The sequence below is a fragment of the Psychrobacter fjordensis genome, from assembly GCF_904845995.1.
In the GTDB taxonomy this organism is placed as follows: Bacteria; Pseudomonadota; Gammaproteobacteria; order Pseudomonadales; family Moraxellaceae; genus Psychrobacter; species Psychrobacter fjordensis.
In genome coordinates this window covers 1,592,298-1,615,758 of the sequence record NZ_CAJGYP010000001.1, presented here as the reverse complement: position 1 = coordinate 1,615,758, position 23,461 = coordinate 1,592,298, and the positions used below count along the sequence as shown (strand labels likewise).

General features: G+C 40.7%; 25 protein-coding genes. 5 read left to right on the top strand and 20 right to left on the bottom strand.

Annotated features, from left to right (window positions below; genetic code table 11):
• Positions 1 to 68 precede the first annotated feature (68 nt).
• The 6 genes from JMW61_RS06810 to JMW61_RS06785 all read right to left on the bottom strand — a co-directional run bounded on the left by JMW61_RS06810 (position 69) and on the right by JMW61_RS06785 (position 6,266).
• Positions 69 to 305 carry a hypothetical protein gene (locus JMW61_RS06810; protein ID WP_227687376.1) on the bottom strand — a complete coding sequence of 79 codons (237 nt, stop codon included), beginning with the start codon at positions 303 to 305 and terminating at the stop codon, positions 69 to 71.
• Positions 306 to 510: 205 nt separating this feature from the next.
• Entirely contained in the window at positions 511 to 1,347 is an 837-nt protein-coding gene (locus JMW61_RS06805) for a leucine-rich repeat domain-containing protein (RefSeq protein WP_201550040.1), read from the bottom strand.
• Positions 1,348 to 1,428: 81 nt separating this feature from the next.
• Positions 1,429 to 2,643: an RtcB family protein gene (locus tag JMW61_RS06800; RefSeq protein WP_201550039.1), complete on the bottom strand. Its 1,215-nt coding sequence runs from the start codon at positions 2,641 to 2,643 to the stop codon at positions 1,429 to 1,431.
• Between the two features lie 787 nt (positions 2,644 to 3,430).
• On the bottom strand, positions 3,431 to 4,171 hold the full coding sequence (locus JMW61_RS06795) for a LysE family translocator (protein WP_201550038.1): 741 nt from the start codon (positions 4,169 to 4,171) through the stop codon (positions 3,431 to 3,433).
• Positions 4,172 to 4,331: 160 nt separating this feature from the next.
• A complete protein-coding gene (argE, locus tag JMW61_RS06790) occupies positions 4,332 to 5,579 on the bottom strand; it encodes an acetylornithine deacetylase (protein ID WP_201550037.1) in 1,248 nt (415 codons plus the stop codon).
• Between the two features lie 33 nt (positions 5,580 to 5,612).
• On the bottom strand, positions 5,613 to 6,266 hold the full coding sequence (locus JMW61_RS06785; RefSeq protein ID WP_201550036.1) for a UPF0149 family protein: 654 nt from the start codon (positions 6,264 to 6,266) through the stop codon (positions 5,613 to 5,615).
• Between the two features lie 213 nt (positions 6,267 to 6,479).
• Between JMW61_RS06785 and JMW61_RS06780 the strand changes: the two genes are divergently transcribed.
• Complete coding sequence (locus JMW61_RS06780; RefSeq protein ID WP_194197634.1) at positions 6,480 to 6,920, top strand: hypothetical protein; 441 nt, start codon at positions 6,480 to 6,482, stop codon at positions 6,918 to 6,920.
• 116 nt (positions 6,921 to 7,036) lie between these two features.
• Positions 7,037 to 7,483 (top strand): cell division protein ZapA, encoded by a 447-nt coding sequence (gene zapA / locus JMW61_RS06775; RefSeq protein ID WP_201550035.1) that lies wholly within the window; start codon positions 7,037 to 7,039, stop codon positions 7,481 to 7,483.
• An 83-nt stretch (positions 7,484 to 7,566) separates the two neighbouring features.
• Here the strand turns inward: zapA and JMW61_RS06770 are convergent, their stop codons facing one another.
• From JMW61_RS06770 to JMW61_RS06755, 4 genes are all read right to left on the bottom strand, one after another.
• Positions 7,567 to 7,872, bottom strand: coding sequence for a hypothetical protein (locus JMW61_RS06770; RefSeq protein ID WP_227687375.1), 306 nt, complete (start codon positions 7,870 to 7,872; stop codon positions 7,567 to 7,569).
• A 267-nt stretch (positions 7,873 to 8,139) separates the two neighbouring features.
• Entirely contained in the window at positions 8,140 to 10,233 is a 2,094-nt protein-coding gene (gene glyS, locus JMW61_RS06765) for a glycine--tRNA ligase subunit beta (protein WP_201550034.1), read from the bottom strand.
• Positions 10,234 to 10,242: 9 nt separating this feature from the next.
• A complete protein-coding gene (glyQ, locus tag JMW61_RS06760; protein WP_110923349.1) occupies positions 10,243 to 11,235 on the bottom strand; it encodes a glycine--tRNA ligase subunit alpha in 993 nt (330 codons plus the stop codon).
• A 377-nt stretch (positions 11,236 to 11,612) separates the two neighbouring features.
• Positions 11,613 to 11,825 carry a PspC domain-containing protein gene (locus tag JMW61_RS06755; protein ID WP_110923323.1) on the bottom strand — a complete coding sequence of 71 codons (213 nt, stop codon included), beginning with the start codon at positions 11,823 to 11,825 and terminating at the stop codon, positions 11,613 to 11,615.
• A 545-nt stretch (positions 11,826 to 12,370) separates the two neighbouring features.
• Between JMW61_RS06755 and nadR the strand changes: the two genes are divergently transcribed.
• The 3 genes from nadR (at position 12,371) to JMW61_RS06740 (ending at position 15,025) form a co-directional block, all read left to right on the top strand.
• Positions 12,371 to 13,447, top strand: coding sequence for a multifunctional transcriptional regulator/nicotinamide-nucleotide adenylyltransferase/ribosylnicotinamide kinase NadR (nadR, locus tag JMW61_RS06750; RefSeq protein ID WP_201550033.1), 1,077 nt, complete (start codon positions 12,371 to 12,373; stop codon positions 13,445 to 13,447).
• Between the two features lie 63 nt (positions 13,448 to 13,510).
• Positions 13,511 to 14,242 (top strand): nicotinamide riboside transporter PnuC, encoded by a 732-nt coding sequence (gene pnuC / locus JMW61_RS06745; RefSeq protein ID WP_110923325.1) that lies wholly within the window; start codon positions 13,511 to 13,513, stop codon positions 14,240 to 14,242.
• 336 nt (positions 14,243 to 14,578) lie between these two features.
• Positions 14,579 to 15,025, top strand: a complete 447-nt coding sequence (locus tag JMW61_RS06740; RefSeq protein WP_110923326.1) for an Mpo1 family 2-hydroxy fatty acid dioxygenase — start codon at positions 14,579 to 14,581, stop codon at positions 15,023 to 15,025.
• Between the two features lie 183 nt (positions 15,026 to 15,208).
• On the opposite strand, the gene JMW61_RS06735 is transcribed toward JMW61_RS06740, so the two are convergent.
• The 10 genes from JMW61_RS06735 to JMW61_RS06690 all read right to left on the bottom strand — a co-directional run bounded on the left by JMW61_RS06735 (position 15,209) and on the right by JMW61_RS06690 (position 23,240).
• Positions 15,209 to 15,574, bottom strand: coding sequence for a hypothetical protein (locus JMW61_RS06735; RefSeq protein ID WP_110923327.1), 366 nt, complete (start codon positions 15,572 to 15,574; stop codon positions 15,209 to 15,211).
• Positions 15,575 to 16,074: 500 nt separating this feature from the next.
• Positions 16,075 to 16,473, bottom strand: a complete 399-nt coding sequence (locus JMW61_RS06730) for a roadblock/LC7 domain-containing protein (RefSeq protein WP_201550030.1) — start codon at positions 16,471 to 16,473, stop codon at positions 16,075 to 16,077.
• A gap of 14 nt (positions 16,474 to 16,487) precedes the next feature.
• A complete protein-coding gene (locus JMW61_RS06725) occupies positions 16,488 to 17,021 on the bottom strand; it encodes a GTP-binding protein (RefSeq protein WP_197102980.1) in 534 nt (177 codons plus the stop codon).
• Positions 17,022 to 17,025: 4 nt separating this feature from the next.
• Positions 17,026 to 17,757 carry a BLUF domain-containing protein gene (locus JMW61_RS06720; RefSeq protein WP_201550032.1) on the bottom strand — a complete coding sequence of 244 codons (732 nt, stop codon included), beginning with the start codon at positions 17,755 to 17,757 and terminating at the stop codon, positions 17,026 to 17,028.
• Between the two features lie 180 nt (positions 17,758 to 17,937).
• Positions 17,938 to 18,297 carry a hypothetical protein gene (locus tag JMW61_RS06715; RefSeq protein WP_201550031.1) on the bottom strand — a complete coding sequence of 120 codons (360 nt, stop codon included), beginning with the start codon at positions 18,295 to 18,297 and terminating at the stop codon, positions 17,938 to 17,940.
• An 802-nt stretch (positions 18,298 to 19,099) separates the two neighbouring features.
• Complete coding sequence (locus tag JMW61_RS06710) at positions 19,100 to 19,498, bottom strand: roadblock/LC7 domain-containing protein (RefSeq protein ID WP_201550030.1); 399 nt, start codon at positions 19,496 to 19,498, stop codon at positions 19,100 to 19,102.
• A gap of 14 nt (positions 19,499 to 19,512) precedes the next feature.
• Positions 19,513 to 20,046, bottom strand: a complete 534-nt coding sequence (locus JMW61_RS06705; protein WP_197102980.1) for a GTP-binding protein — start codon at positions 20,044 to 20,046, stop codon at positions 19,513 to 19,515.
• Positions 20,047 to 20,050: 4 nt separating this feature from the next.
• Positions 20,051 to 20,797 carry a BLUF domain-containing protein gene (locus JMW61_RS06700; RefSeq protein WP_201550029.1) on the bottom strand — a complete coding sequence of 249 codons (747 nt, stop codon included), beginning with the start codon at positions 20,795 to 20,797 and terminating at the stop codon, positions 20,051 to 20,053.
• Between the two features lie 181 nt (positions 20,798 to 20,978).
• Positions 20,979 to 21,338: a hypothetical protein gene (locus JMW61_RS06695; protein ID WP_110924444.1), complete on the bottom strand. Its 360-nt coding sequence runs from the start codon at positions 21,336 to 21,338 to the stop codon at positions 20,979 to 20,981.
• 516 nt (positions 21,339 to 21,854) lie between these two features.
• Positions 21,855 to 23,240, bottom strand: a complete 1,386-nt coding sequence (locus JMW61_RS06690) for a Na+/H+ antiporter NhaC family protein (protein ID WP_201550028.1) — start codon at positions 23,238 to 23,240, stop codon at positions 21,855 to 21,857.
• Positions 23,241 to 23,461: the final 221 nt, after the last annotated feature.

Here is a 23,461-nt window from a genome sequence, read left to right as displayed (position 1 = left end):
GTAAGAATAAAAAAAAGCCGTTCGCTATTATAGCGAACGGCTTTTTTATGCGTGAATATTAATCATAATTATTCTGATAACCAATCTGTCTTCCGCAACTGCTGCTTAGTCTCACGGCGACGTTTTTTTCGGACGATATCGATATCCTCCTTTTCGTGAATGCCGCCTTTTCTTAACAGTGGATCTAGTGCTAAATAATTACGTGGTTTGACAGTGCCTAGCGATTGCTGTGTACCTGTTTCAGCTTTTTGTTCTAGCTGCCGTTCAATCTGTTTGGCCTTTTTTAAGGTTTGTTTTAAACTCATTATTTTTTCTCATTATTTGTGTCAGCAGTGAGCCATTTTCTTTAATGCTGGTTCACTGATTATAAGTTGCAATTTGTGTAAATTGTTTGTTACATTGGTTTCTGACATGTTCACTCTCCTGATTTTTTATGAGGTTCTTTTAAAAACCTAAATATGGAAAACTTGCTCAAAAACTCCGTTGCTAGTCTTTACCATTTTGTATAATCTATTCAACGTAATTATCTTCATAATTATATAAAACAAGCTTAATATGCTTTTTTAAGCTAGAAAGCTGCTCATCCGTTAGTAAAATATTATCAATCCATAAAGATGTTAAATTTGGTATTTTTATTAGCTTTGAAATTGCTTTTTCTATATCTAAGTATCTTTGTCCAAGATAACCGCCAATGGATAAGTAGCTTAGATTTTGTAATTTAGTTAAGATTTCCAAATCATCGGCTCGAACTTTAGTATTCCAAATATCCAACCACTCTAATTGTGACATTTTGGTGATTTGCGCTAATCCTTTACCTGTCAATCCCGTACTCGCTACACTTAGATGAGTGATAGTCTTTGAGCTAGAAATAATACCCACCATATCAGTGCTAAGATGAGAACCCTCTAATTCAATCCTTGTTAAGGGTTTGTCAATGAGATGAGCCAACAGCTCAGTTGAGAAATCTGTACCATGCGTTATCATTTCAGTTAAATTGGGCAATCTTGCAAAAATACGCATATCAATTTTTGATGGGAAACTAATATTCACCACCCTCAAATTCGTTGCTTTAGAAGTATCGATGACCTTACCTGGCAACACTAACTCAAATAAATTCAATATCTCTAAACTTCCAATTGAAAAGCAATCACGCAAAGCCGTTCGAGTCATAGGGCTCCATACAGTTAATTGCGTTATCGATGCTATCTCTTTCAGTAAATGTGTATATTGAGTTGTGACTGCCTTATCACATCGAACCTCCAAGTGATCGATATGCTGTCCTTTATATAAAGCTAATAACTCTAAGGCTGGTAAACTATTGTGACTTTCAATTTGGACGGTTACCATAAATCCCTCCCCTATCTATTGCAATTTATCAGGTTGATATAGTGCTTAAAAAGCGTTCATACGCATACATTGTTAGACTCTCTAACCTTTAATACACATGACCTGTTTCAGCGTATGCACCACTTCGACCAAATCCGTTTGATTGGCCATTACTTCATCGATGTCTTTATACGCGCCAGGTATTTCATCGATGACGCCTTTATCTTTGCGACATTCGACACCATCCGTCTGCGCTTTTAGCTCATCGATAGTGAACGCTCGCATGGCCTTACCTCGGCTCATCTGTCGCCCTGCCCCATGTGAACATGAGCAAAACGACTCCGCTGCGCCCAGACCACGTACAATAAAGGATTTTGCGCCCATAGAACCTGGGATAATCCCAAGCTCACCTGCATAAGCACTGATTGCGCCTTTACGGGTCACATAGACTTGCTCGCCGAAATGCACCTCTTCATTGACATAGTTATGATGACAATTGATGGCTTCTTTGGTCAGCTGAAATCGTGGCAATCCTGCTTGTGGCGACTGCAATGACTTAATGACTAAACGCATCATCTCACGACGGTTTTCAAGCGCGTAGTCCTGCGCCCAGCCCACTGCTTCGACATAATCAGCAAAACTATCAGACCCTTCGGCAAAGTAAGACAAATCTCGATCTGGCACATGGCCGAAGCGCGATTGACGTTCTTTTTTGGCAAGGTTAATAAAGTACTGGCCGATACAGTTACCAATGCCGCGGCTGCCAGAATGCAGCATGACCCAGACATCATTGTTCTCATCCAAGCACAGCTCAATGAAATGATTGCCACCGCCGAGTGTTCCCAACTGCTTTGCCCATGTACGCTCAAAACCTCTGAGCATTTTGAGCAAACCTGGATGCTTATCAGTAATCGGTTTTAGGCGTTTGCCTAGTGGATCAAGCGTTGAATTCTTGGCTTGGATTTGTTTGTGCATGTTGAAACCAACAGGTACTTGCTGTTCAACGATCGACCGCAGTGATTTTAAGCTGTCAGGCAAATCACTCGCCGTCAGGGACAAACGCACCGCGTTCATACCGCAGCCAATATCCACACCGACTGTGGCAGGAATAATGGCGGACTTGGTCGGAATCACACTGCCGACTGTTACGCCTTTGCCAACGTGCACATCGGGCATCACTGCAATATGTGAGTGCACAAACTCTAACTGGGCTAAGTTGCGTAGTTGCTGCATCGCACCTTGCTCAACGTCCGAGGTATAAATTTTGACTGGTACGCCGTGCTTACGATTTTCATTTAATATTAATTTAATGCTCATTACTTGTTGTTTCCATTTTATTTTTTTAACAACCATGCGAAATATTTTTATTTTGACTATTGTAATTTTTAGAAATTACCTATCCGCCTCCATTAAACAATACGTTTAATAAGCACATAGGTTAATAAATCATAAAATAAAGACAATAAAATACCGTTTTTTATTAATTAAAAAAATCAATAAAAATGCATGGTTAATTTATGATGGACGTTTTAAAGAAAGGTTTTACCGTACCAAAATTGAGAGCATAAATATTATGCACGCAGGAAGGTATACACTAAACAACAGCGTGAATCGCCTCATTAGCAATAATGGTAAAGAAAAATGTTAGGTAGACAGATAACAGCAAGCGCAATATTGCTTAGCACAATCGCAGAGCGATTTTGGCACAGTAGACTTAGAAGAGGGATAGCGCAAGTAGATACAGAAGACTATGCGTTGATATCAATAAATAGTATATCACTCAATAGCTTGTATATAGATTCAGCCAAACCTATTCGAAGTTGTCATTGCTGTCAGGTAGTTTACACATTCAATCTTTAAAAACGTCTTGATAGTTAAATAGGACACGATGATTCCTCCATAGGTTATGGCCAATGTCAGGGCGACAATAGCAGGTTAATTGGAATGACTTATCACTTATAAAAGATAAGCGATATAAATCAATGCGCCAATAATAACGGTTTAAAAATAAATGTCAACTTTTAATTTAAAAAATACTAAACAATGAATGTAATAAAAAAACCACCTAATAAAATAGTGATTTAAAACAATCATGGATAATTATTTATACCATAAAACTACTAATAACTTCAGCCAATAAAGCAGCGGCAATAAGGATAAATATCACTCCGCAACCACGATTGAGCCAAGCTAAGCGATGACCGACATCTAGCCAACTTGCCAGCTTTTTACCACCTAAGGTATAAATAATCTGCCAAATTGTCTCACTCAAAAACAACCCTATGGTTAATAAGATATATTGCGGCCATAGTGGCGCACTAAAATTGATAAACTTCGGGAAAAATGCCGCAAAGAACAGGATGGCCTTAGGATTAGATAGCGATACCCACACACCCGTACGGAATAAGGTCGTATTGCTTGGAGATACTTTGACTGCCGCGCTAGAGAGAGAACGTGGCTGCGGTGTATTAGCAATGCTTTCACTGTTACTTTCAGACGCAGGATATTCCGAAGCGACTTCTTCACTCATTTCGCGAGCGTCTTTCATTAAACTACCATCACCCGCATCACGCCATGAGCTGATACCTAGATAGATTAAATACGCCGCGCCAACTGCTTTGATAGCCGTCAGTAACCAAGGTGACTGGCGACTGATCACATCGAGGCCAAGCAGGGTCGAGAGGAGTAATATAAATAGCCCAAGGCTTAACCCTGCTAGCGTCCATAATGTCCGCTTGACGCCATAGTTCATGCCATACTGGAACGCTAGCAGCATGTTCGGACCAGGGGTCGCTGATATAAAAAACGTACTTGCAAAAAATACCGCAAACAGATGCCAAGACATCAACCGACCCCTACTTTATTGTTTATAAAAAATTTATCGCAGCAATATGAAACCGCTAAAAAGTGAACACCGCCATAAAGACGGTGTATTTTATGCCAACTTAGATAAAACGTTAGATGAAAAGTTAGATAAAAAAAACAGTCACTTGCTTCTCAATCTACTAATTGACCGTGCAACTATCTAGCAGCTTTTGCAAAAACTCATCACAGCGTACAATCTCGCTCAGCTCAACATACTCGTCTACCTTGTGCGCCTGTTCGATACTACCAGGGCCGCAGATAATCGTTGGAATGCCAGCATTGGTAAACTGCCCGCCTTCCGTCGCGTAAGCTACTTTATGACGTTGCTCATCATTCGTCAGCGCAGCGATTAAGGATTGCAGCTCAGCACTATCACTGTCAGTCATTGCTGGTACGCCTACTGCTTGTATTAGCTCAATACCAGTCTCTGGTGCTCGTGCCTGCATTTGAGCACTTAGCTCTGTGACCTTTGCTTGAATGGGTATCAGGATATCATCCTGTGTCATGTGTGGCAGATTACGATAATCAAAAGTAAACTCACACAGATTAGGGACGATATTGGTCGCGGTGCCACCTTGTATGGTACCTACAGACAAGGTCGAATAAGGCACATCAAACATCGCGTCCCCATCGCTAAGAGTATCATCGCGATGACTTATCTCTTCCGCTAGCTCATCGACATAACCAATCAAACGACTGGCATAGCTAATGGCATTAACCCCTTGCGCCGTTAATGACGAATGCGCAGACTTACCGTGCACGCGGCAGCGATAAATAGAAATACCTTTGTGCGCGACGACCATCGCCATATTGGTTGGCTCACCAACGATACAATAATCAGGAGTAATACCACGGGCTTTTATGTCTGCCAATATGAGTGGTGCGCCCAAACAGCCGACCTCTTCATCGAATGACACAGCCAAATGCAAGGGACGACGTAGCTGGCCTGTGTTAGACAGTTTCACCGCTTGTGGTAAGAGCGTCAACACACAGCCGATAAATCCTTTCATATCGCAAGCACCGCGTCCATAGAGCTTATCGCCACGTACCATCGCAGTGAATGGGTCTGACGTCCACTCTTGACCATCGACTGGGACAACATCCGTATGACCAGAGAGCACGAGACCATGATTCAGTTGGTCAGCGTTCTCTCCTGCCGGTACTGTCACGAATAGATTGGCTTTGTTTTTAGCATCATTAAAGGTCAAGTCGACTGTCAGACCTAATTGCTCACAATACGCTTGCACATCTTCAATGAGTGCTAAATTTGAGTGACGACTGACGGTATCAAAAGCAATGAGGCGGGTCAGCCAATCAATGCTGTTTGCCGGATAAGTGACCGTATCTATGGCTTGACTGTCACTATCCGTATGGTTATTTATGCTCATAAAACATCCTTATTATGATACGCAATACTCGCCTTATGAAGGGTTGTTTTGATTCATAATATCAATAACTGGCGGCATCGGCTTTGGTAATTTACCTTCTGCTTGTAGCTCTTTTGTCGTCTTGGCATCGATAGCAAGTCCAGAAATTAAAGCGATGTCTTTGACTGCTTTACGCTTACGGGTCGCAAAACTGACTGGCACCATACGGGCAAACTCATAAATATACAGATAAGACTCTTCGCCACCTTCGAATATTTCGTCTTCCTCTAAGCGAATACCACCAATCTTCGCCAAATCCGATAGCATCTCGTTTTCATCAGCGCTAATACTGCAATCCGTGATACCAAAGCCAGTCATAAAACCATTGGCCCACTGTTTCAACGCCATCACGCGCTCGTACAAGTCATGTTCATCATCAGGTATCAGCGGCATATAAGAGTAAGCATCATCTTTATCCTTCAGCTGAAACACGATATCTTCCGCTTCTTCGGCTAGTAACGTCAATGCAGGCTCTGGTAATGCTCCAAAGCTTAACTCTTCAAAGACTTGAGCCCATACAGCTTCATCAGGCGCATTACAAGCAGTCATGAGTCCAGTCATCAGGCCATGTACTTCGCTGATAGATACGTCAGTCCAGTCATCAAAAGCGGTCAGCCAAGTGTTCCAGCCAGAGATATTGTCATTCATAATAGATGTCCTAGTGATTGATTATTACTTAAAATACAAAAACAGCCCCCACGCAACATCATTGATGCGACGGTGGACCATAAAAAATAAAAAGACTAAGCCTAATACTTGTAATTACTTTGTTGATATAGATATTATGCGGTCACCTATGGCATTATTAAACGCAGAGAACAAAATTCATTTACGCTTACTTGTGAAGGATAAAAACTGACTATGTATGATCAACTTAGAATCTTAGAAAAAATGGTACTCGACATAAAAAAACAGTATCAGCTTGTCAGTGCTGAACTTAGCAGCCTTAAACAACATCCTGTTGCTGATCCACAAGAGCTTACGGTGCTGAGAACCAAGCTCAAGACTAGCTATACAGAACGTGACGGTACTAAAAAACAACTAGGCGATCTCGACAAACGCTACCAAAGCCTTGCAGAAGCGCATCATATGATTGGTGAAGAGCAAGACAAGCTGCAAAAACAGATCGACCAATTACAACAACAAAACAGCGAGCTACAACAGCATAATAATGAATTAAAGCAGCAGTATAGCGACATCAAACAACAAAACAGTGAACTACAGAAAAAGAATCAATTGGCAGCTGAGCGCACACAAGTAGTACTAAAACGCTTAACCCATATTGACCAAGTAGAAGGCTAATAACTAAGCGAAATTTTTTATAATAACGACTCATTGCTTCTTATAAATTAAGCCAAGCTCATAACAGTAATATCTGATATTACTCACCTTACTGACCAAATATTGTAGGATTTATCATGACCGATGACCACAAAAAACCGATAGAAAAACAGCTGCCAAATAACCAAACGCAGAATACTGCACAACAACCAAAGAATGTCGCCACAGCGGCTTCAATTATACCGAATACCTCTGCTCAGCCTAATGCGAAAGCACCTAAAGTCGCTGAACCACAAATCAAAAAGGTCGATATTGCCATTGCTGGCGTCAACTACCCTATCTACTGCCCTGTACATGAGCAAGAAGAGCTCCATTCAGCCGTCTCTTATATTAACAACTATGCGCTAGACCTCAAGAGAGATGCACCAAGTCTTAGTCAAGAAAGCCTATTGGTACTGTGTTGCCTGAGCTTGTACGAGAAAATCCATGCCAATCAGAGAACTAGCGAAGACCGCTTACAACAAGACAAGCAATCTGAAGCTCTACTGAATAAGATCATGAAAGACGCACAGTCCATTCTGTAAGCGAATAGCACTTTATTAAAAAGATAAGCGCCTAGCCAACTCAAGCTAAGCGCTTTTTTATGCTTGAAACAAAATCTATCTATTTAGTCATCGGCATCATAAGTCTTACCGGCATGAAAGTCGGCTTGATGCTCATAATTGCAAAAAAATAAGTCTTGATCGGTTTTTATAACACTGTCGCTATTGTCAGCCAAACTTGGCGTAGCCCGAAAGGTCTCGAGTACACCGCGATATTCTGCCAGACTATTGCCACAAAAATTACACTGGCGCGGTGTGGTGACGTCACCTTTTTTTGGCATCATGCTTTTGGGTGCTCGTGGGTACATAAACCTATAAAAAGCCCACATCGATGCCCAAATAATGAGGATAACAATAATAACGGCAAACACGGCAGTGCTCCTTCGAATATAGTTTCATGCGAGGAATAAAAAGAGCTAATAAGCTAATGACTATTCAACACGTTTTAATAATATAAATTTTACCGTCAATAATAGCGATAACACAATGCCTTTGCAGTTTAATTACTGATTACGCTGAATTTCTGAATAAATTCACTAAATAATCGTGTCAATTAATGACGCTGTTCTATAACAGAAAAACCTGGCCACGATAGACCAGGTTTTTGCATCAAAATTAACGATTATGTGTTAGCAGAACTATAACTGCAACTCGCTGATATCCGCTACGGTTAAAAACAAGGCGCGAACCTGTTTTAGCAATGCTAAGCGATTGTTCTTCAGCGCAACATCTTCACTATTGACCATCACATTATCAAAGAACTGTGTCAATGGCTCGTCTAGACTGGCAAGCGTTTGCAATACTTGCGTATAGTCAGCCTGCTCGAGTAATGGTTGTACCGCCGTTTGTGCTTGCTGCACACTCGCATATAGACTCTGCTCAGCAGGCTCAGACAATAACGTCTCATCAACATTATCAGCCACGCTCACTTCTGACTTGGCCAAAATGTTAGCAACGCGTTTGTTCGAATCGGCTAGCATTGACGCTTGTGACAACTCGCTAAATGCTTGCACTGCACGAATACGCTGATCAAAATCTAGCGGCATGTGCGGGTTAATCGCTTGTACGGCTTGGATGGTGTCAACGCTCACACCTTGCTCGGTATACATGGCACGATAGCGCGAGTTCAAGAACGCCATAACTTGGGTAAAGGTATCGCCCATTTTGGCAATCTTGCTGCCTTCCTCTGTAGTGTAGTTCTTAATTGCCTGCTCAACGAGTGCTACCAAGTTAATCGGTAACTGTTTTTCGATGAGAATACGCAAAATACCAATGGCTGAGCGACGTAAGCTGAACGGATCTTTTGAGCCAGTTGGTGCTTGATCAATCGCAAAAATACCAACGAGCGTGTCCAAACGATCCGCTAATGCTAAGCAAATACCAATCGGCGTTTGTGGCAATACATCACCACTGAATTTAGGCAAATACTGCTCTTCTAAACTGGCGGCTACGGCTTCAGGCTCATTATTTAAGCGCGCATAATAAGTACCAGCGATACCTTGTAACTCTGGATACTCACCAACCAATGAACTTGCCAAATCTGCTTTGGACAAAATACCTGCCCGTACCGTTTCATCGATACTAATCTGCTGACCTTGCTGTTGCATCAAGGCCGCGATGAATGCAGCAAGCTTGGCTATACGCTCAGACTTCTCCCAAATCGTACCCAATTTATCTTGGAATACACGGTTTTTGAGACTTTCTGTCAACGCAAATAACGGCTGCTTTTGATCTTGTAAGAAGAAAAACTCTGCATCAGCCAAACGTGGACGCACAACCTTTTCATTACCTTCAATGATTTGGTTCGGGTCTTTTGACTCAATATTGGTAATAAAGATAAAGTAAGGCTGCAATTTGCCAGTTTTATCCGTCAGGCAAAAATACTTTTGATCAGCTTGCATGGTAGAGATAAGTGCTTCTTGTGGCACTTGCAAGAAGCGCGCTTCAAAGCTTGCTCTTAGCGCAATAGGGAAATCAACCAATGCAGTGACTTCATCTAACAATGCCTGCGGTACGATGGCATCTGAGTTGACTTCATCAGCCAATGCTTTGACTTGATTTTTGATCAGCATTTGACGCTTGTCAAAATCAGCAACTACTTTTAAACCACTTAGTAATTCTTCATAGTCATTGGCATGAGCAATATTATGGTAGTCAGGGCTGTGGAAGCGATGACCACGAGTTTGCGTACCCGTCTGATGACCTTGGATAGTGGCGTCGATGACAGCGCTGTCTTGCATCAATACTGCCCACTGTACCGGACGGACGAACTCATTACGGCTAGCGCCTGAGCGCATACGCTTGGCAATCGGTAGCTTATCAAGCGCCGTTTGAAAAATAGCTGGCAGCAGTTCAGTGGTCGCTTGACCCTGAATGGTTTGCTCATAACCGACATAATCACCTTTATCGGTGTTAATCGTTATCAGCTCACTGGCTTCAATACCCAAACCTTTGGCAAAACCCATCGCTGCACGTGTTGGATTGCCATCGGCATCAAAGGCAGCTTTAATCGCTGGACCGCGTTTTTGCTCACTGCGATCCGGCTGCTTATCACCAATACCCTGAATTTGAAGCGCTAAACGGCGCGGCGCGGCAAAGGCTTTAATACTATCGAAACTGATTTCTGCTTCGTTCAACTGCTCAATAACACTCGCTTGTAGCGCGTCACGTAGTGGCTTTAGGCTTTTTGGAGGTAGCTCTTCACACCCCAGTTCAAATAGAATAGTACTCATGGGATGCTCCTATTTATTGTTATTAGTAGTTTGGTTGTTATTAGCAGTTTGACTGTCATTTGTGTTTTCAGTTGCCACATCTTCTTTTGGCAAGTACTTATCAAGCGCTGCCTGACGGTGTTCTTCATCAGCCAATGGGAAGCCTAATTTCGCACGTGCTTCGACATAACCAATGGCAACCTTACGAGCAAGCGTACGCACACGTAAGATAAAGCGCTGACGTTCGGTCACTGAAATGGCACCACGAGCATCAAGTAAGTTAAAGGCATGCGAAGCTTTTAGCACCATCTCATAGGCTGGTAGCGGCAAACCTTCAGCAACCAACTTATCCGCTTGCTGCTCATAGAAATCGAACATCTGACCCATCATTGGCACATCAGCGTGCTCAAAGTTATAGGTAGATTGTTCTACTTCGTTTTGATGAAAGACATCGCCATAAGTCACACGACCAAATTCACCATCTGCCCACACCAAGTCGTATACGCTATCGACGCCTTGCACATACATCGCCAAGCGCTCAAGACCATAAGTGATTTCGCCAGTCACTGGGAAACACTCAATGCCGCCGACTTGCTGGAAGTAGGTAAACTGCGTCACTTCCATACCGTTGAGCCAAATCTCCCAACCAAGACCCCACGCACCTAGCGTTGGTGACTCCCAGTTGTCTTCGACGAAACGCACATCATGCACCAACGGATCGATACCAATGGCTCTTAGCGAGTCTAGATATAGCTCTTGGATATTAGGTGGATTCGGCTTTAACACGACTTGAAATTGATAATAATGCTGCAAGCGGTTTGGGTTGTCACCATAACGCCCATCAGTAGGACGACGAGACGGCTGTACATAGGCAGCATTCCAACGCTCAGGGCCTAACGAACGTAAAAAGGTCGCCGTGTGGAAAGTACCTGCGCCAACTTCCATATCATAAGGCTGCAAGATAACGCAGCCTTTGTCGGCCCAATAGTTTTGTAAGGTTAAAATCAAATCTTGAAAAGTCATCGGTTGAGAGTTTTTCGCTTGGGATGTCATAATAAAATCACTATGGAATTAGTATTAATAAATAAAACGTTGATAGCACTCGTACAGCCTATTCGGCAACGACTCTATTTGTCTGCTCACCTTACTAAAAATTGACTATTTTATCCATATTTACCTTAACTAAATTTATATCTCAGCGATAAAAATCCTATTATATGGCTCATTTATAATCAAACTGAAGCCATAAGCGTCATCAAAGCAATAGATAAAAAAATACCCAGATGCGCGAGCATCTGGGCAGGAGGAAAAGTATGTCTTTGGTATCCTGATTGATCAGGCTTTTTATTTTTTAGTTAAACTTTGATTTTCAAAGTATAGCTTTAAATCTTCAAGATAATTTACTGATACGATTCACTGGTTGCTTTGGGCATTATTATCCATAAAATAATATATATTAAGATGCCTGGTACTGCTGCACTCAACGATGAAATAATTACGAATAGCACTCTCACCCAAGTTGGTGACCAACCGACATATTCTGCAACGCCGCCCATCACTCCTGCTATCATACGGTTGTTCTGTGAGCGATGTAATTTCGCTAACTTAGCCAAATCAGATACCTCTCTATTATTTATGTTTTCTTATATTTCTTTATACTTATTTGCTATATTCAATCAAAGTGCTATTTAGCCCTCTTGACTTACGAATAAGTATATCAACTATTCAGTTCCCATCTGTTGAAGATGTAGCAGTACTTTGTGAGTTTATGCTACCTAAGCTTGCCCTAATCTGTCATAAGGGCATCTAAACCCCTGATTTTAAATAATTATTTCAAAATGTTTCAAAGCTAGGTTTATTGCTAAAACCTTACGCTAATAATTCATCTGCTCAGTATTTTTTAATGCTATCAGATAGATAAGCATTATTTATGTAGTAGTAGAACCATTAAAACCTAGCTAATTTAGCAAAAAACTGGTCACTAATTATCTTTTAGAAAGACGAATAATCTATATAAAATTCTGCATCAAACTTGTGTTTACAATAACCTACCTGCAAATCAACCAAAACCTTTATATAGTCAAACTTATATCAGTCGGTACAAGTCATAAAAACAAAATAAATATAAAGCCAAGATGAGGCACAGGTAAGGATAACTATGTACGACACTGGATTAATGATTGGACATTTTGAACCTCTCCATTTGGGGCAGATGCGTAGTATTTTGTATGCGGCAGGACAGGCAAAGACGTTGCATATCGTCATTATGGCACACCCATCACCGCATCCAAATTTCACGATTACCTTACAAGACAAAGCACGTTGGCTACAGATGGCATGTGCTGACTTACCATTTATTCATATCCATACGACTCACGAGATTGAGCTACCGTTGCATGAGCACCTCTACAATGCTAATGAAGATGTCAGCGCCAATGATGATGTCACTATCGATATCCTAGCTAGCAATGCCAAATTACAGCGTTTGGCTAATGTGCTCGACTTGCCAACAGATGCTGTATTGTTCATTGCAGAGAACCATCCACTCACGCAAGGCGATGTACAAGACCAGCTGCTTTTGCGAGTGGTCACTACGCCACTACAGCCTGAATTTGACTCTTATGCGATTGCTCGTGATCCGGTAGCGCATTGGTCAGCCATTCATCCACAAGCTCGTGGCGACTATACTAAGACCGTTGCTATTGTCGGTGGTGAAAGCTCAGGCAAAACAACCTTAATACATAAGCTTGCTAATTATTATGGTGCCAGTTTTGCATTAGAAATGGGGCGGCTGTATGTCGGCACGGATTTGGGAGGTAGCGAGGTTGGATTGCAATATAAGGATTACGGACCCATTGCCCTACACCATGCTCAAGCTATCCGAGAGGCGACAGCGAATGCCACCGCCCCTATCACCATCGTTGACACAGATTTTGTCACCACACAGGCGTTCTGTGAAGAATATGAAAATTGCACGCACCCGTTTGTGGCTGCTTGTATCGATGAGTTCCGCTTAGACCACACTATCATGCTAGATAATAATACACCGTGGGTTGATGATGGTATGCGCTCTTTGGGTACACCTGAAGCACGAGGGCGTTTTGAGCAACGACTGGTCGTTATATTTGCGCGCCATCATATCAAGCCATATATGATTGATGAGCCAGACTACGATGCGCGCTATCAACAAGCGGTGCTATTTATTGATCAATACATCTACGGTAAAAATCCGTAAAATGAAAAGTAACAGTATCAATCACTATGCGGCGACCAACTCTCATTTTAGGAAAGAAGCCTTATGCGTATTCAGCTATTAGACAACATCACCGGAAAATGGGCAATGCAATGGATTGTTACTTGGTTCATTTGCGGAGTGGTTGCCCTATCCACTGGCTTTTGGCTCACCACAGACCATGCCTCTCTCGATATGTTTTATTTAGGCGTGTCTTTTGTTGGTTTGGTCTGTGTTGTCTCACTGTCATTCCGAAAAAACGTCATGGGTAATGGTCTAGGCATGGCAGCGACTGCGGGCGAAGTGGTCGTACAAGCAACGTCTGGCGCAGTTGGTCTAATGCTTGCGCCGCTCTTTAACTTTTTCACCCATGTCTACGGTATTTTTTATTGGTCAAAGCATACTGATCCTGATGGTGACATGATACCAAAGGCTGCTAACAAAGCCGTTTGGTTGATTACCGCTGCCTTCATCATCATTGGACTTGCACTGTTTCCCACGGTAAATAACTTATTAGCAAGCTATGGTTATGCAGTGGTAGAAGATGATAGCAGCCTGTTTCTAGGGTTTATTTCTTTCTTTTGGATTAATGTTATTGCCTTTGTACTTTCAATTACTGCACAAGCCGCGATGATTTTGCGGTATTCATTTAACTGGTGGCTATGGATTATCGTGAATTTCGTCTGGCTCATCGTCAACTTAATGTCTGGTAACTATATTTTTGCTATCCAAACTATGATCTATCAAATAAATGCCTTTATCGGTCTCTATGAATGGCATCGTAGCGAACAAGGTTAGTTTTTCAGCATTGAATTAACACTGAGACATTCAAAATGAAAAGCAAAAGAATATGGTCAGCTGTATTGATCACAATGTTGCTAGAGTCAGTTCAATATGATTTGGATACAAGGAAGGTAAATGAAAGTGCTACGAGTAGTAGACTAAGCAAGACTGACACCGTATCCAATTTATAGAGGATTTGACTATAGCATCATAATTTCTGACTGTGCCGTCTATTGGATAGCATGGTAGATTGGCATAATTAATGCTAAAACTGATACTACGAATGTTATTGGCACCTGAACTGGTAGCCAGTATCAATTCATCCTATTAATTACTAACAAGGAGGTTGGTATGGCTCGTGTTAAGCAGCAGAGAATGTCGAAACGCACACTTGAGCAGTGGCTCAGCGAGTACTCTATTAGTCATCAAAACCTAGTCAACAAAAAAATCCATTGGTTGTGTGTCCCTACTATATTTGTCAGTCTGCTAGGCGTCGGAATGTCGCTATCTGTATGGTTTACCTTGGTACTTAGTGCCTTGGTATTATTGTTCTACATACGTTTATCCACGCCATTGTTTTTAGCAATGGGCATATTTATCTTAATTTGCTTGTCTGTTATGGCGTTCTTACCGTGGGGGTTTAAAGTGTGGGCGGGTATCTTTATCGTCGCTTGGATTGGACAGTTTATCGGCCATAAAATCGAAGGAGAGAAACCATCATTCTTTAAAGACTTACAGTTTTTACTAATTGGGCCAGCATGGGTCGCCAATAGTTTGATGCAACGTAAGAATAGCTAGCTAGATCCATCGTTTTCAATCTCAATATCTAAAGCTATAAAAAAAGCGCCACCCAACTGATTGTTGAGTGGCGCTTTTTCTGTCTAAATTCTCGTAATACACATAGTCCTATTGCTAGCCTGTTTAATAAGACCACAATAGATATCTACCAAATATGCATCGATTTAAATACTACCAATCAAATTATATTTCTAGCTTGCTTTCTATCCCTTGTACTTTACGACGTGCTAGTGCAAGGTTGGCTTTTGATTTATCAAGCACCAAGTAAATAAACAAATCTTCATGGTTATGTGTAGGACGAATGATATGTATTTGAGACTCTAACGTGATTAACATATCGTCAATTTCACCTTTGATACCAAGTGATCTCATTGTAGCGACTTTCGCTTTTACTACTTGTGCATTGCCAGCTGCAGCAAGCTCTAAATCTATACTGCCACCATTACCAGTCATACCTAATACCATACCTGACATGTAATCAACAACACAGGCACCCATAGCACCATCAAGATTCATTAACTCTTGTAAAGACTCATTGATATTTGACATTTTTTTCCTATCTACTTGGTTGTGGTTCAATAAAGTAACGCTAAAATTGTGAGATGTTTTTGATCAAGAAACATCAATAACGAAGTATGTCTTTCAGCAAAGATAATGAATCTCATTCATTAAAAAAACTAACATAACTTAGTAGTTCGCATTATACTCTATGTATTATAAGGGAGATTATTTTGGACTAACCAGTCATGACAAAATAACTGCCGTCTGACATATAAAACAGAGAAATATTATATATCCATTATTAGACATATCTCATCGCCGAAATAATTCCAAACAAGGTATAAATTAAAGTGAGGGTAATGTTCACTTATTAGCTATAATTTACAATGCTGCTTGAAAATATATTAATACCAACATCTAAATCACAAAAAAAAGCGCCCCTCAACTGATTGTTGAGTGGCGCTTTCTATTTTGATCTTTGAATTCGATAAATACCAGAGTAGCTACAATAGCTATGCGACCGCATTTGTCTTCACAGACAAATCACCCTACTCTCTAATAGCAGAGATTTCCCCAATCAATTTCTTGGTCTTATATCGTGCTTCAGCTAATGCCATCTTATTGTGGGCAACCACCGTCAACACACAAGGCTTACCAATGTAGTCTGTTTTGACGAATAGTATATTCCCAGAAGTGGCTTCAACAATCGCAATATTGCATTCGCCTTGCTTCATTTGCTTTGCAGACGAATCACTTAGTGAAGACAGTGTGCTGCTCATCGCTGCAAACTTATCCGCTTGGTTGCTAAGCTCGCTGACTGAGAAGCAGCTGATAGGAAAGCCATCTGTGGTACAGAGGCTGACCAATATAATTTCTCTATTAGCATCACATAAAGTTTTGATGTGGCTTAGTAATGCGAGTTTCGCTGGTGATTTTTCATTTGACATAGTCATACCTAACATCAGTCTTGGTTATTAAGAGTGTTGAATAAGGATAAAAGAGACACAGCGGACTCTCTACTTCTAGGATCGGTGTTAATCACGGGGGCCACTACATTGTGCTGCATCAACATGATTCTTATTTCTTGACCAAGTGCTGATAGACTCTCCTTATCAGCATCTTCACAGTGGGTGATGGCAATGACACAGGTGGTTTCGTTTTTCTCTGGTTCGAAGAAGGTGAGCAGTTTATCCATATTGGCATAATCAGGGGTTTCACCATAGCGAATCAATATGAGTAGTCCCCACAGAGACTGGTTGACGAATTCCCATAAAAAGGAAAAACGTTCTTGTCCTGGTACGCCATAGATGCCTAAAGCCATGTCATCCGACAGTGTGATCCGTCCGTAATCAATGCCGACTGTGGTGTACTCTTTACCGATATCGATACTAGACTTCGCTTCTGTCTCGATAGGACTGATTTCACTCAGTGTTTGGACCAATTGAGTTTTTCCGGCACCCACTTCACCAATGATAGCTAGCTTCTGATAGTTCAATTTTTTACCTCATTCCTAAGAATTTTTTGATCGCGCCATAAAATTTATTAGGCTTTTTCTCACTGACCACTACTTTCTCTACTAATGGCTCAGCTTCTGTGACGCTTAATATGCCTGATCGTTCAAACTCTCTGACAATTTGTGTGACTTGCTGAGGTGTGCCAAATTCGCCACTATCTGCCAAAAAGTTAAATGGATACGGTTTTTTGGTCAACTTGATGCATAGACTCATAATCATTTGAGGATTACTTTCATTATTCAAATCAGGCCATGACAATAATCGCAAGTTCTTACCTTGATAGTATTCATCAGGAACTGTGTCAGATTTTTCTATATCAATGAAAGGCTTAATACGTTTTTTTTGATAGTCATCAAAATTATTTAAGGTAGGGCTATTTTTTTCAACAAAAGCATCAAAAAGAGGGCCTTGGTCAACGAAGTCAAATACGTTAACGCCCCAATTGGAAAAACTACGTTGAGCAACGCGTACGTTCAGAAAAACCCAAATATCTTCATGCCTAGGATCGGCGGCTATCTTAGCCATGAGTTTGTCTACTTCAAGATGCGGACCTTCTAATACTTGGAAATACTGACCTTCACGATAAGAGATGATCCCAGTGATTTGCGACTTTGGGTTATGTTCACGAGAGGCACTAATAATCTCTGATAACCCCGTAGGCATACGAACACTATGATCACGAACTGGCGCTTTACTGACGTATGCAATACATTTCATTTTGCCACCATTTAATAAGACATCCAGTTTAGTGAAATCATTGTTGTATACAGAGATCACATTCGTTATGTAAGACGATTACATAACGAATATAATCTTGTTGCTGATGCTTTTAAATAAAGTAAAAGCAACAAGAGTGTTTTGATAAACTATTCGTTGGCTTAAATATTGCCAACCAAATTATATTTCTATATTTTTATCTACTGTTTGCACTTTACGACGTGCTAGTGCAAGGTTGGCTTTTGATTTATCAAGCACCAAGTAAATGAACAGATCTTCGTGATTATGAGTAGGACGAAGGATATGTATCTGAGATTCCAACGTAATTAGCATATCCTCGATTTCACCTTTGATATCAAGTGACTTCATTGTAGCGACTTTCGCTTTGACCACTTGTGAGTTGCCTGCAGCAGCAAGCTCTAGATCAACACCGCCACCAGTCATACCCAGTACCATGCCTGACATATAGTCGACGATACAGCCGCCCATAGCGCCATCAAGGCTCATTAATTCTTGTAAAGACTCATTGATATTTGACATTCTTATTCCTATCTACTTGGTTGTGGTTCAATAAAGTAATGCTAATTTGTGAGATGTTCATAATAATAGAACATCAATAACCAAGTGTGTTTCTTAGTACAGATAATGTACTGTATTTATTAAGAAAACTAATATCACTTGGTAGATTCCATTATACTCTATATATTAGAAAATAAATCACAGTCAGTTAACCGTTCATAACCAAATAACTGCCATTGGGTAAGAAAAACAAAAAACCCAAAGGTTTTATAACTTTTAATTTAAAATAATTCTTATTTACGTTTCGATTCACTGGATTATTTCATTCAAATAATCAAAAATACACAGTCAATAATTGAATAGAATCCTTAGACAAATAATAGCTTATCTTTTTAATTATGATTGATGGAAACTAATGAACCCTTGTTACAAGGGCTCTAATATAGATAGCATTTCAAATCTAAAAGATAATCAATATCACTATTTAAAAAATCATTCATAATAAAAAAATCTTATTATCTATCGTATTTTATGTTTTCAATAAAAGTGTGTTTTATTTAATTATTATGCTCCTTTACTTCCCTTTCAATCGAGCCATTTAATTAATTCACTTTATCGAATATATTTTTAATATCTTTTTTCAAGTATATTATTTATGACTTATGTTTATTCTCTGATTTTCAATTTAAACATCTAAATCATAAAAAAAGCGCCCCTCAACTGATTGTTGAGTGGCGCTTTCTATTTTGATCTTTGAATTCGATAAATACCAGAGTAGCTACAATAGCTATGCGACCGCATTTGTCTTCACAGACAAATCACCCTACTCTCTAATAGCAGAGATTTCCCCAATCAATTTCTTGGTCTTATATCGTGCTTCAGCTAATGCCATCTTATTGTGGGCAACCACCGTCAACACACAAGGCTTACCAATGTAGTCTGTTTTGACGAATAGTATATTCCCAGAAGTGGCTTCAACAATCGCAATATTGCATTCGCCTTGCTTCATTTGCTTTGCAGACGAATCACTTAGTGAAGACAGTGTGCTGCTCATCGCTGCAAACTTATCCGCTTGGTTGCTAAGCTCGCTGACTGAGAAGCAGCTGATAGGAAAGCCATCTGTGGTACAGAGGCTGACCAATATAATTTCTCTATTAGCATCACATAAAGTTTTGATGTGGCTTAGTAATGCGAGTTTCGCTGGTGATTTTTCATTTGACATAGTCATACCTAACATCAGTCTTGGTTATTAAGAGTGTTGAATAAGGATAAAAGAGACACAGCGGACTCTCTACTTCTAGGATCGGTGTTAATCACGGGGGCCACTACATTGTGCTGCATCAACATGATTCTTATTTCTTGACCAAGTGCTGATAGACTCTCCTTATCAGCATCTTCACAGTGGGTGATGGCAATGACACAGGTGGTTTCGTTTTTCTCTGGTTCGAAGAAGGTGAGCAGTTTATCCATATTGGCATAATCAGGGGTTTCACCATAGCGAATCAATATGAGTAGTCCCCACAGAGACTGGTTGACGAATTCCCATAAAAAGGAAAAACGTTCTTGTCCTGGTACGCCATAGATGCCTAAAGCCATGTCATCCGACAGTGTGATCCGTCCGTAATCAATGCCGACTGTGGTGTACTCTTTACCGATATCGATACTAGACTTCGCTTCTGTCTCGATAGGACTGATTTCACTCAGTGTTTGGACCAATTGAGTTTTTCCGGCACCCACTTCACCAATGATAGCTAGCTTCTGATAGTTCAATTTTTTACCTCATTCCTAAGAATTTTTTGATCGCGCCATAAAATTTATTAGGCTTTTTCTCACTGACCACTACTTTCTCTACTAATGGCTCAGCTTCTGTGACGCTTAATATGCCTGATCGTTCAAACTCTCTGACAATTTGTGTGACTTGCTGAGGTGTGCCAAATTCGCCACTATCTGCCAAAAAGTTAAATGGATACGGTTTTTTGGTCAACTTGATGCATAGACTCATAATCATTTGAGGATTACTTTCATTATTCAAATCAGGCCATGACAATAATCGCAAGTTCTTACCTTGATAGTATTCATCAGGAACTGTGTCGATTTTATCTATATCAATAAAAGGCTTAATACGTTTTTTTTGATAGTCATCAAAGTTATTGAAAATGATTCTATGGTTCTCTACAAAGGTACTAAAGAAAACACCTTGGTCTACAAAGTTGAATACGCTAACACCCCAATTGGGAAAGCTACGTTCAATAATATCTACGTCCAAAAAAGCCCAAATATCTTCGTGCCTAGGATCGGCGGCTATTTTGGCCATGAGTTTGTCTACTTCAAAATTTGGCCCTTCTAATACTTGGAAATACTGACCTTCACGATAAGAGACGATCCCAGTGATTTGCGACTTTGGGTTATGCTCACGAGAGGCACTAATAATCTCTGATAACCCTGTAGGCATACGAACACTATGTTCACGAATTGACGCTCTGCTGATAGGTGCTCTGCTAACGTATGCAATACATTTCATTTTACCACCATTTAATAAGACATCTAAGGATCAGTTAACTCATTGTCGGACATAAAGATCACATTCGTTATGCAATAGGTTTATATAACGAATATGATCTTGTTGCTCATAATCTTCAATAAAGTAAAAGCAACAAGAACATATCGATCAGCATTCATTAGGTTGAATATTGCCAACCAAATTATAGTTCTAGATTGTTTTCCACTGACTGTACTTTACGACGTGCTAATGCAAGATTGGCTTTAGCCTTATCAAGCACCAAATAGATAAACAAATCTTCATGCTTAGAGGCAGGACGGATGATGTGTAGTTGTGACTCTAACGTGATTAAGATATCGTCAATCTCACCTTTGATATCAAGTGACTTCATGGTAGCGACTTTCGCTTTGACCACTTGTGAGTTGCCTGCAGCAGCAAGCTCTAGATCAACACCGCCACCAGTCATACCCAGTACCATGCCTGACATATAGTCGACGATACAGCCGCCCATAGCGCCATCAAGGCTCATTAACTCTTGTAAAGACTCATTAATATTTGACATATTCTTCCCTATCCATGTGGTTGTGGTTCAATAAAGTAATTTAATCGATGAAATACATTCGTTACTTAACAATACTAAACTAAATTCCAATTACTAGTTAACTAACTTAGCCGTTAGACTGCTTTAAGGCAACTATTAAATTTTGAGACATCTATGGCAGTAATACATCAATAACTAATTCTTATTAGCAGAAATGACACACCATACTTATTACAAAAATTAACATTAATTAGTAGATTTTATTATACACACATATTAAACCTAAAAGCACGTTTATTAGAAATATTCACAACCAAGTAAAAGTCTTTAAATAAGAAGAAATAGAAAAACCTGATTGTCACAACTTTATGGCTTGGCATAAACACGATTGATGCGTTAATTTATGCCAATAATAAGAAAGGATAATATTTTGAGTACTTCTCTTGAGGGAATTACTACCAATCTTTGAAAGTCTATTGGTAAGAATTGAATGAAATACTTTCATTTAGAAAAAGGTTGTATTCAATAATGGCTCACCTAATCCAAACGACGACTAATAGTCACTCCCGTAAAGCCAAAAAGCAGCGTTAATAGTAACGACAAATAACAGAAAAATGCATAAGGCAGATAATCCAACACCGGCACCCCTAATGCCTGACTGATAAACACCCCACACACACTCCAAGGCACCAATGGATTAATCACCGTCCCCGCATCCTCAATCGTACGAGATAGATTCTTTGGATGTAAATTCAAACGCTCAAACGTCGAACGAAAAGCCGTCCCTGACAGTAAAATACTTAAATACTGCTCACCGATAAGCACATTAATACTAAGTGCTGACATCGCCGCCGCAAAGATCGCCCGTCCTGACGTCGTTAATGTGTCCTTGATACCTGATAGCAATGCTGGTAACACACCCAATGCCGTGAGTAACCCGCCAAGACTGAGTGCCAATATCACAATCGCCTGTGTAAAGAACATACTTTGTACACCGCCACGTGACAGCATGCCCCCTACTTCACCCAGCTCTAATGACTCAGCCGGTGCATACCCTGCAAACAGATATCCACCTAATTGTCCAAAGCTTGGACTACTGTGTATATAAGTGATAATGAGCGCCACAGCAATAGTACAGATAATCGTATAGATAGCATTAACTCGAAAGACCGCCAGTCCGACCAACACCACAAACGGTAATACCGCATAGTTTTGTACCAAGCCACTGTCGATCAGCTGTGCTTGGAGAATAGTCACCTGACTAAGATCAGAACCCGCTGTCTGACCTGAGAACATCCAAAACAAGATAACCGTGAGTATCCAAGCAGGAACGGTGGTGTACATCATGTTGCGAATATGCTCAAACAGATCAATACCGACAACGGATGAGGCAATGGTACAAGTATCAGATAAAGGTGACATCTTATCGCCAAAGAACACTCCTGAGACGACGGCACCAGCCGCAATCGCGACATTGGCATCAAAGGCATTACTCATGCCAATAAACGCCACACCAAGCGTTGCCGCTGTAGTCAAACTACTACCCAGTGCAATACCAATAATAGAGGTCAACACAAAGGCAGAGATGTAATAATACTCTGGTGATATGAGTTGAAAGCCAAAGTACATAAGAGTAGGTATGGCACCTGACATCATTAGTGCGGCGACCATCAGACCAATGAAGAAGAAGAGGTAGATGGCACCGATACCGCGCATGATGCCTGAGGCCATTTGTGCTTGCATGTCATCAAAGCTCAGTCCTTTAAAGGCGCCAATGCCTAGTAGGACACAGATAGCGAGTATCAAGGAGAGATGCGGCACCCAACCAAAACCAATCATGGTAACACCCATGATGACGATGACGATGGCTGATATGATGAAGGCTTGCTGAGGAGAGATATGGGTGAGGATTCTTGGAGGCATGATGCGCCCTTATGATGCAGGTTGGTTTGAGATATTTAAGAGTTTACTGGTTTCGTCTGTGGCCACGCGCGTGACTGGTTGCTAGCTTTTTATTAGTACTCCGTACTTCTATTGGTTCATCGGCCAGACTCTTTGGGTGCGAATGAGTGGTTGTCTTTGATTAGTCTCGACCAAATTTTATCCATAAAAAAATCCTCACTTCTTATGATAAGAAGTGAGGA

Coding starts and splice junctions, on each gene's coding strand:
- JMW61_RS06740 (WP_110923326.1), top strand. CDS start 14,579: ATGGCTCGTGTTAAGCAGCAGAGAATGTCGAAACGCACACTTGAGCAG.
- pnuC (WP_110923325.1), top strand. CDS start 13,511: ATGCGTATTCAGCTATTAGACAACATCACCGGAAAATGGGCAATGCAA.
- JMW61_RS06810 (WP_227687376.1), bottom strand. CDS start 305: ATGAGTTTAAAACAAACCTTAAAAAAGGCCAAACAGATTGAACGGCAG.
- JMW61_RS06695 (WP_110924444.1), bottom strand. CDS start 21,338: ATGTCAAATATTAATGAGTCTTTACAAGAGTTAATGAGCCTTGATGGC.
- JMW61_RS06710 (WP_201550030.1), bottom strand. CDS start 19,498: ATGTCAAATGAAAAATCACCAGCGAAACTCGCATTACTAAGCCACATC.
- JMW61_RS06795 (WP_201550038.1), bottom strand. CDS start 4,171: ATGTCTTGGCATCTGTTTGCGGTATTTTTTGCAAGTACGTTTTTTATA.
- JMW61_RS06715 (WP_201550031.1), bottom strand. CDS start 18,297: ATGTCAAATATCAATGAGTCTTTACAAGAATTAATGAGCCTTGATGGC.
- glyQ (WP_110923349.1), bottom strand. CDS start 11,235: ATGACTTTTCAAGATTTGATTTTAACCTTACAAAACTATTGGGCCGAC.
- JMW61_RS06700 (WP_201550029.1), bottom strand. CDS start 20,797: ATGAAATGTATTGCATACGTTAGCAGAGCACCTATCAGCAGAGCGTCA.
- JMW61_RS06690 (WP_201550028.1), bottom strand. CDS start 23,240: ATGCCTCCAAGAATCCTCACCCATATCTCTCCTCAGCAAGCCTTCATC.
- JMW61_RS06735 (WP_110923327.1), bottom strand. CDS start 15,574: ATGTCAAATATCAATGAGTCTTTACAAGAGTTAATGAATCTTGATGGT.
- JMW61_RS06800 (WP_201550039.1), bottom strand. CDS start 2,643: ATGAGCATTAAATTAATATTAAATGAAAATCGTAAGCACGGCGTACCA.
- zapA (WP_201550035.1), top strand. CDS start 7,037: ATGACCGATGACCACAAAAAACCGATAGAAAAACAGCTGCCAAATAAC.
- glyS (WP_201550034.1), bottom strand. CDS start 10,233: ATGAGTACTATTCTATTTGAACTGGGGTGTGAAGAGCTACCTCCAAAA.
- nadR (WP_201550033.1), top strand. CDS start 12,371: ATGTACGACACTGGATTAATGATTGGACATTTTGAACCTCTCCATTTG.
- JMW61_RS06730 (WP_201550030.1), bottom strand. CDS start 16,473: ATGTCAAATGAAAAATCACCAGCGAAACTCGCATTACTAAGCCACATC.
- JMW61_RS06780 (WP_194197634.1), top strand. CDS start 6,480: ATGTATGATCAACTTAGAATCTTAGAAAAAATGGTACTCGACATAAAA.
- JMW61_RS06785 (WP_201550036.1), bottom strand. CDS start 6,266: ATGAATGACAATATCTCTGGCTGGAACACTTGGCTGACCGCTTTTGAT.
- argE (WP_201550037.1), bottom strand. CDS start 5,579: ATGAGCATAAATAACCATACGGATAGTGACAGTCAAGCCATAGATACG.
- JMW61_RS06805 (WP_201550040.1), bottom strand. CDS start 1,347: ATGGTAACCGTCCAAATTGAAAGTCACAATAGTTTACCAGCCTTAGAG.
- JMW61_RS06720 (WP_201550032.1), bottom strand. CDS start 17,757: ATGAAATGTATTGCATACGTCAGTAAAGCGCCAGTTCGTGATCATAGT.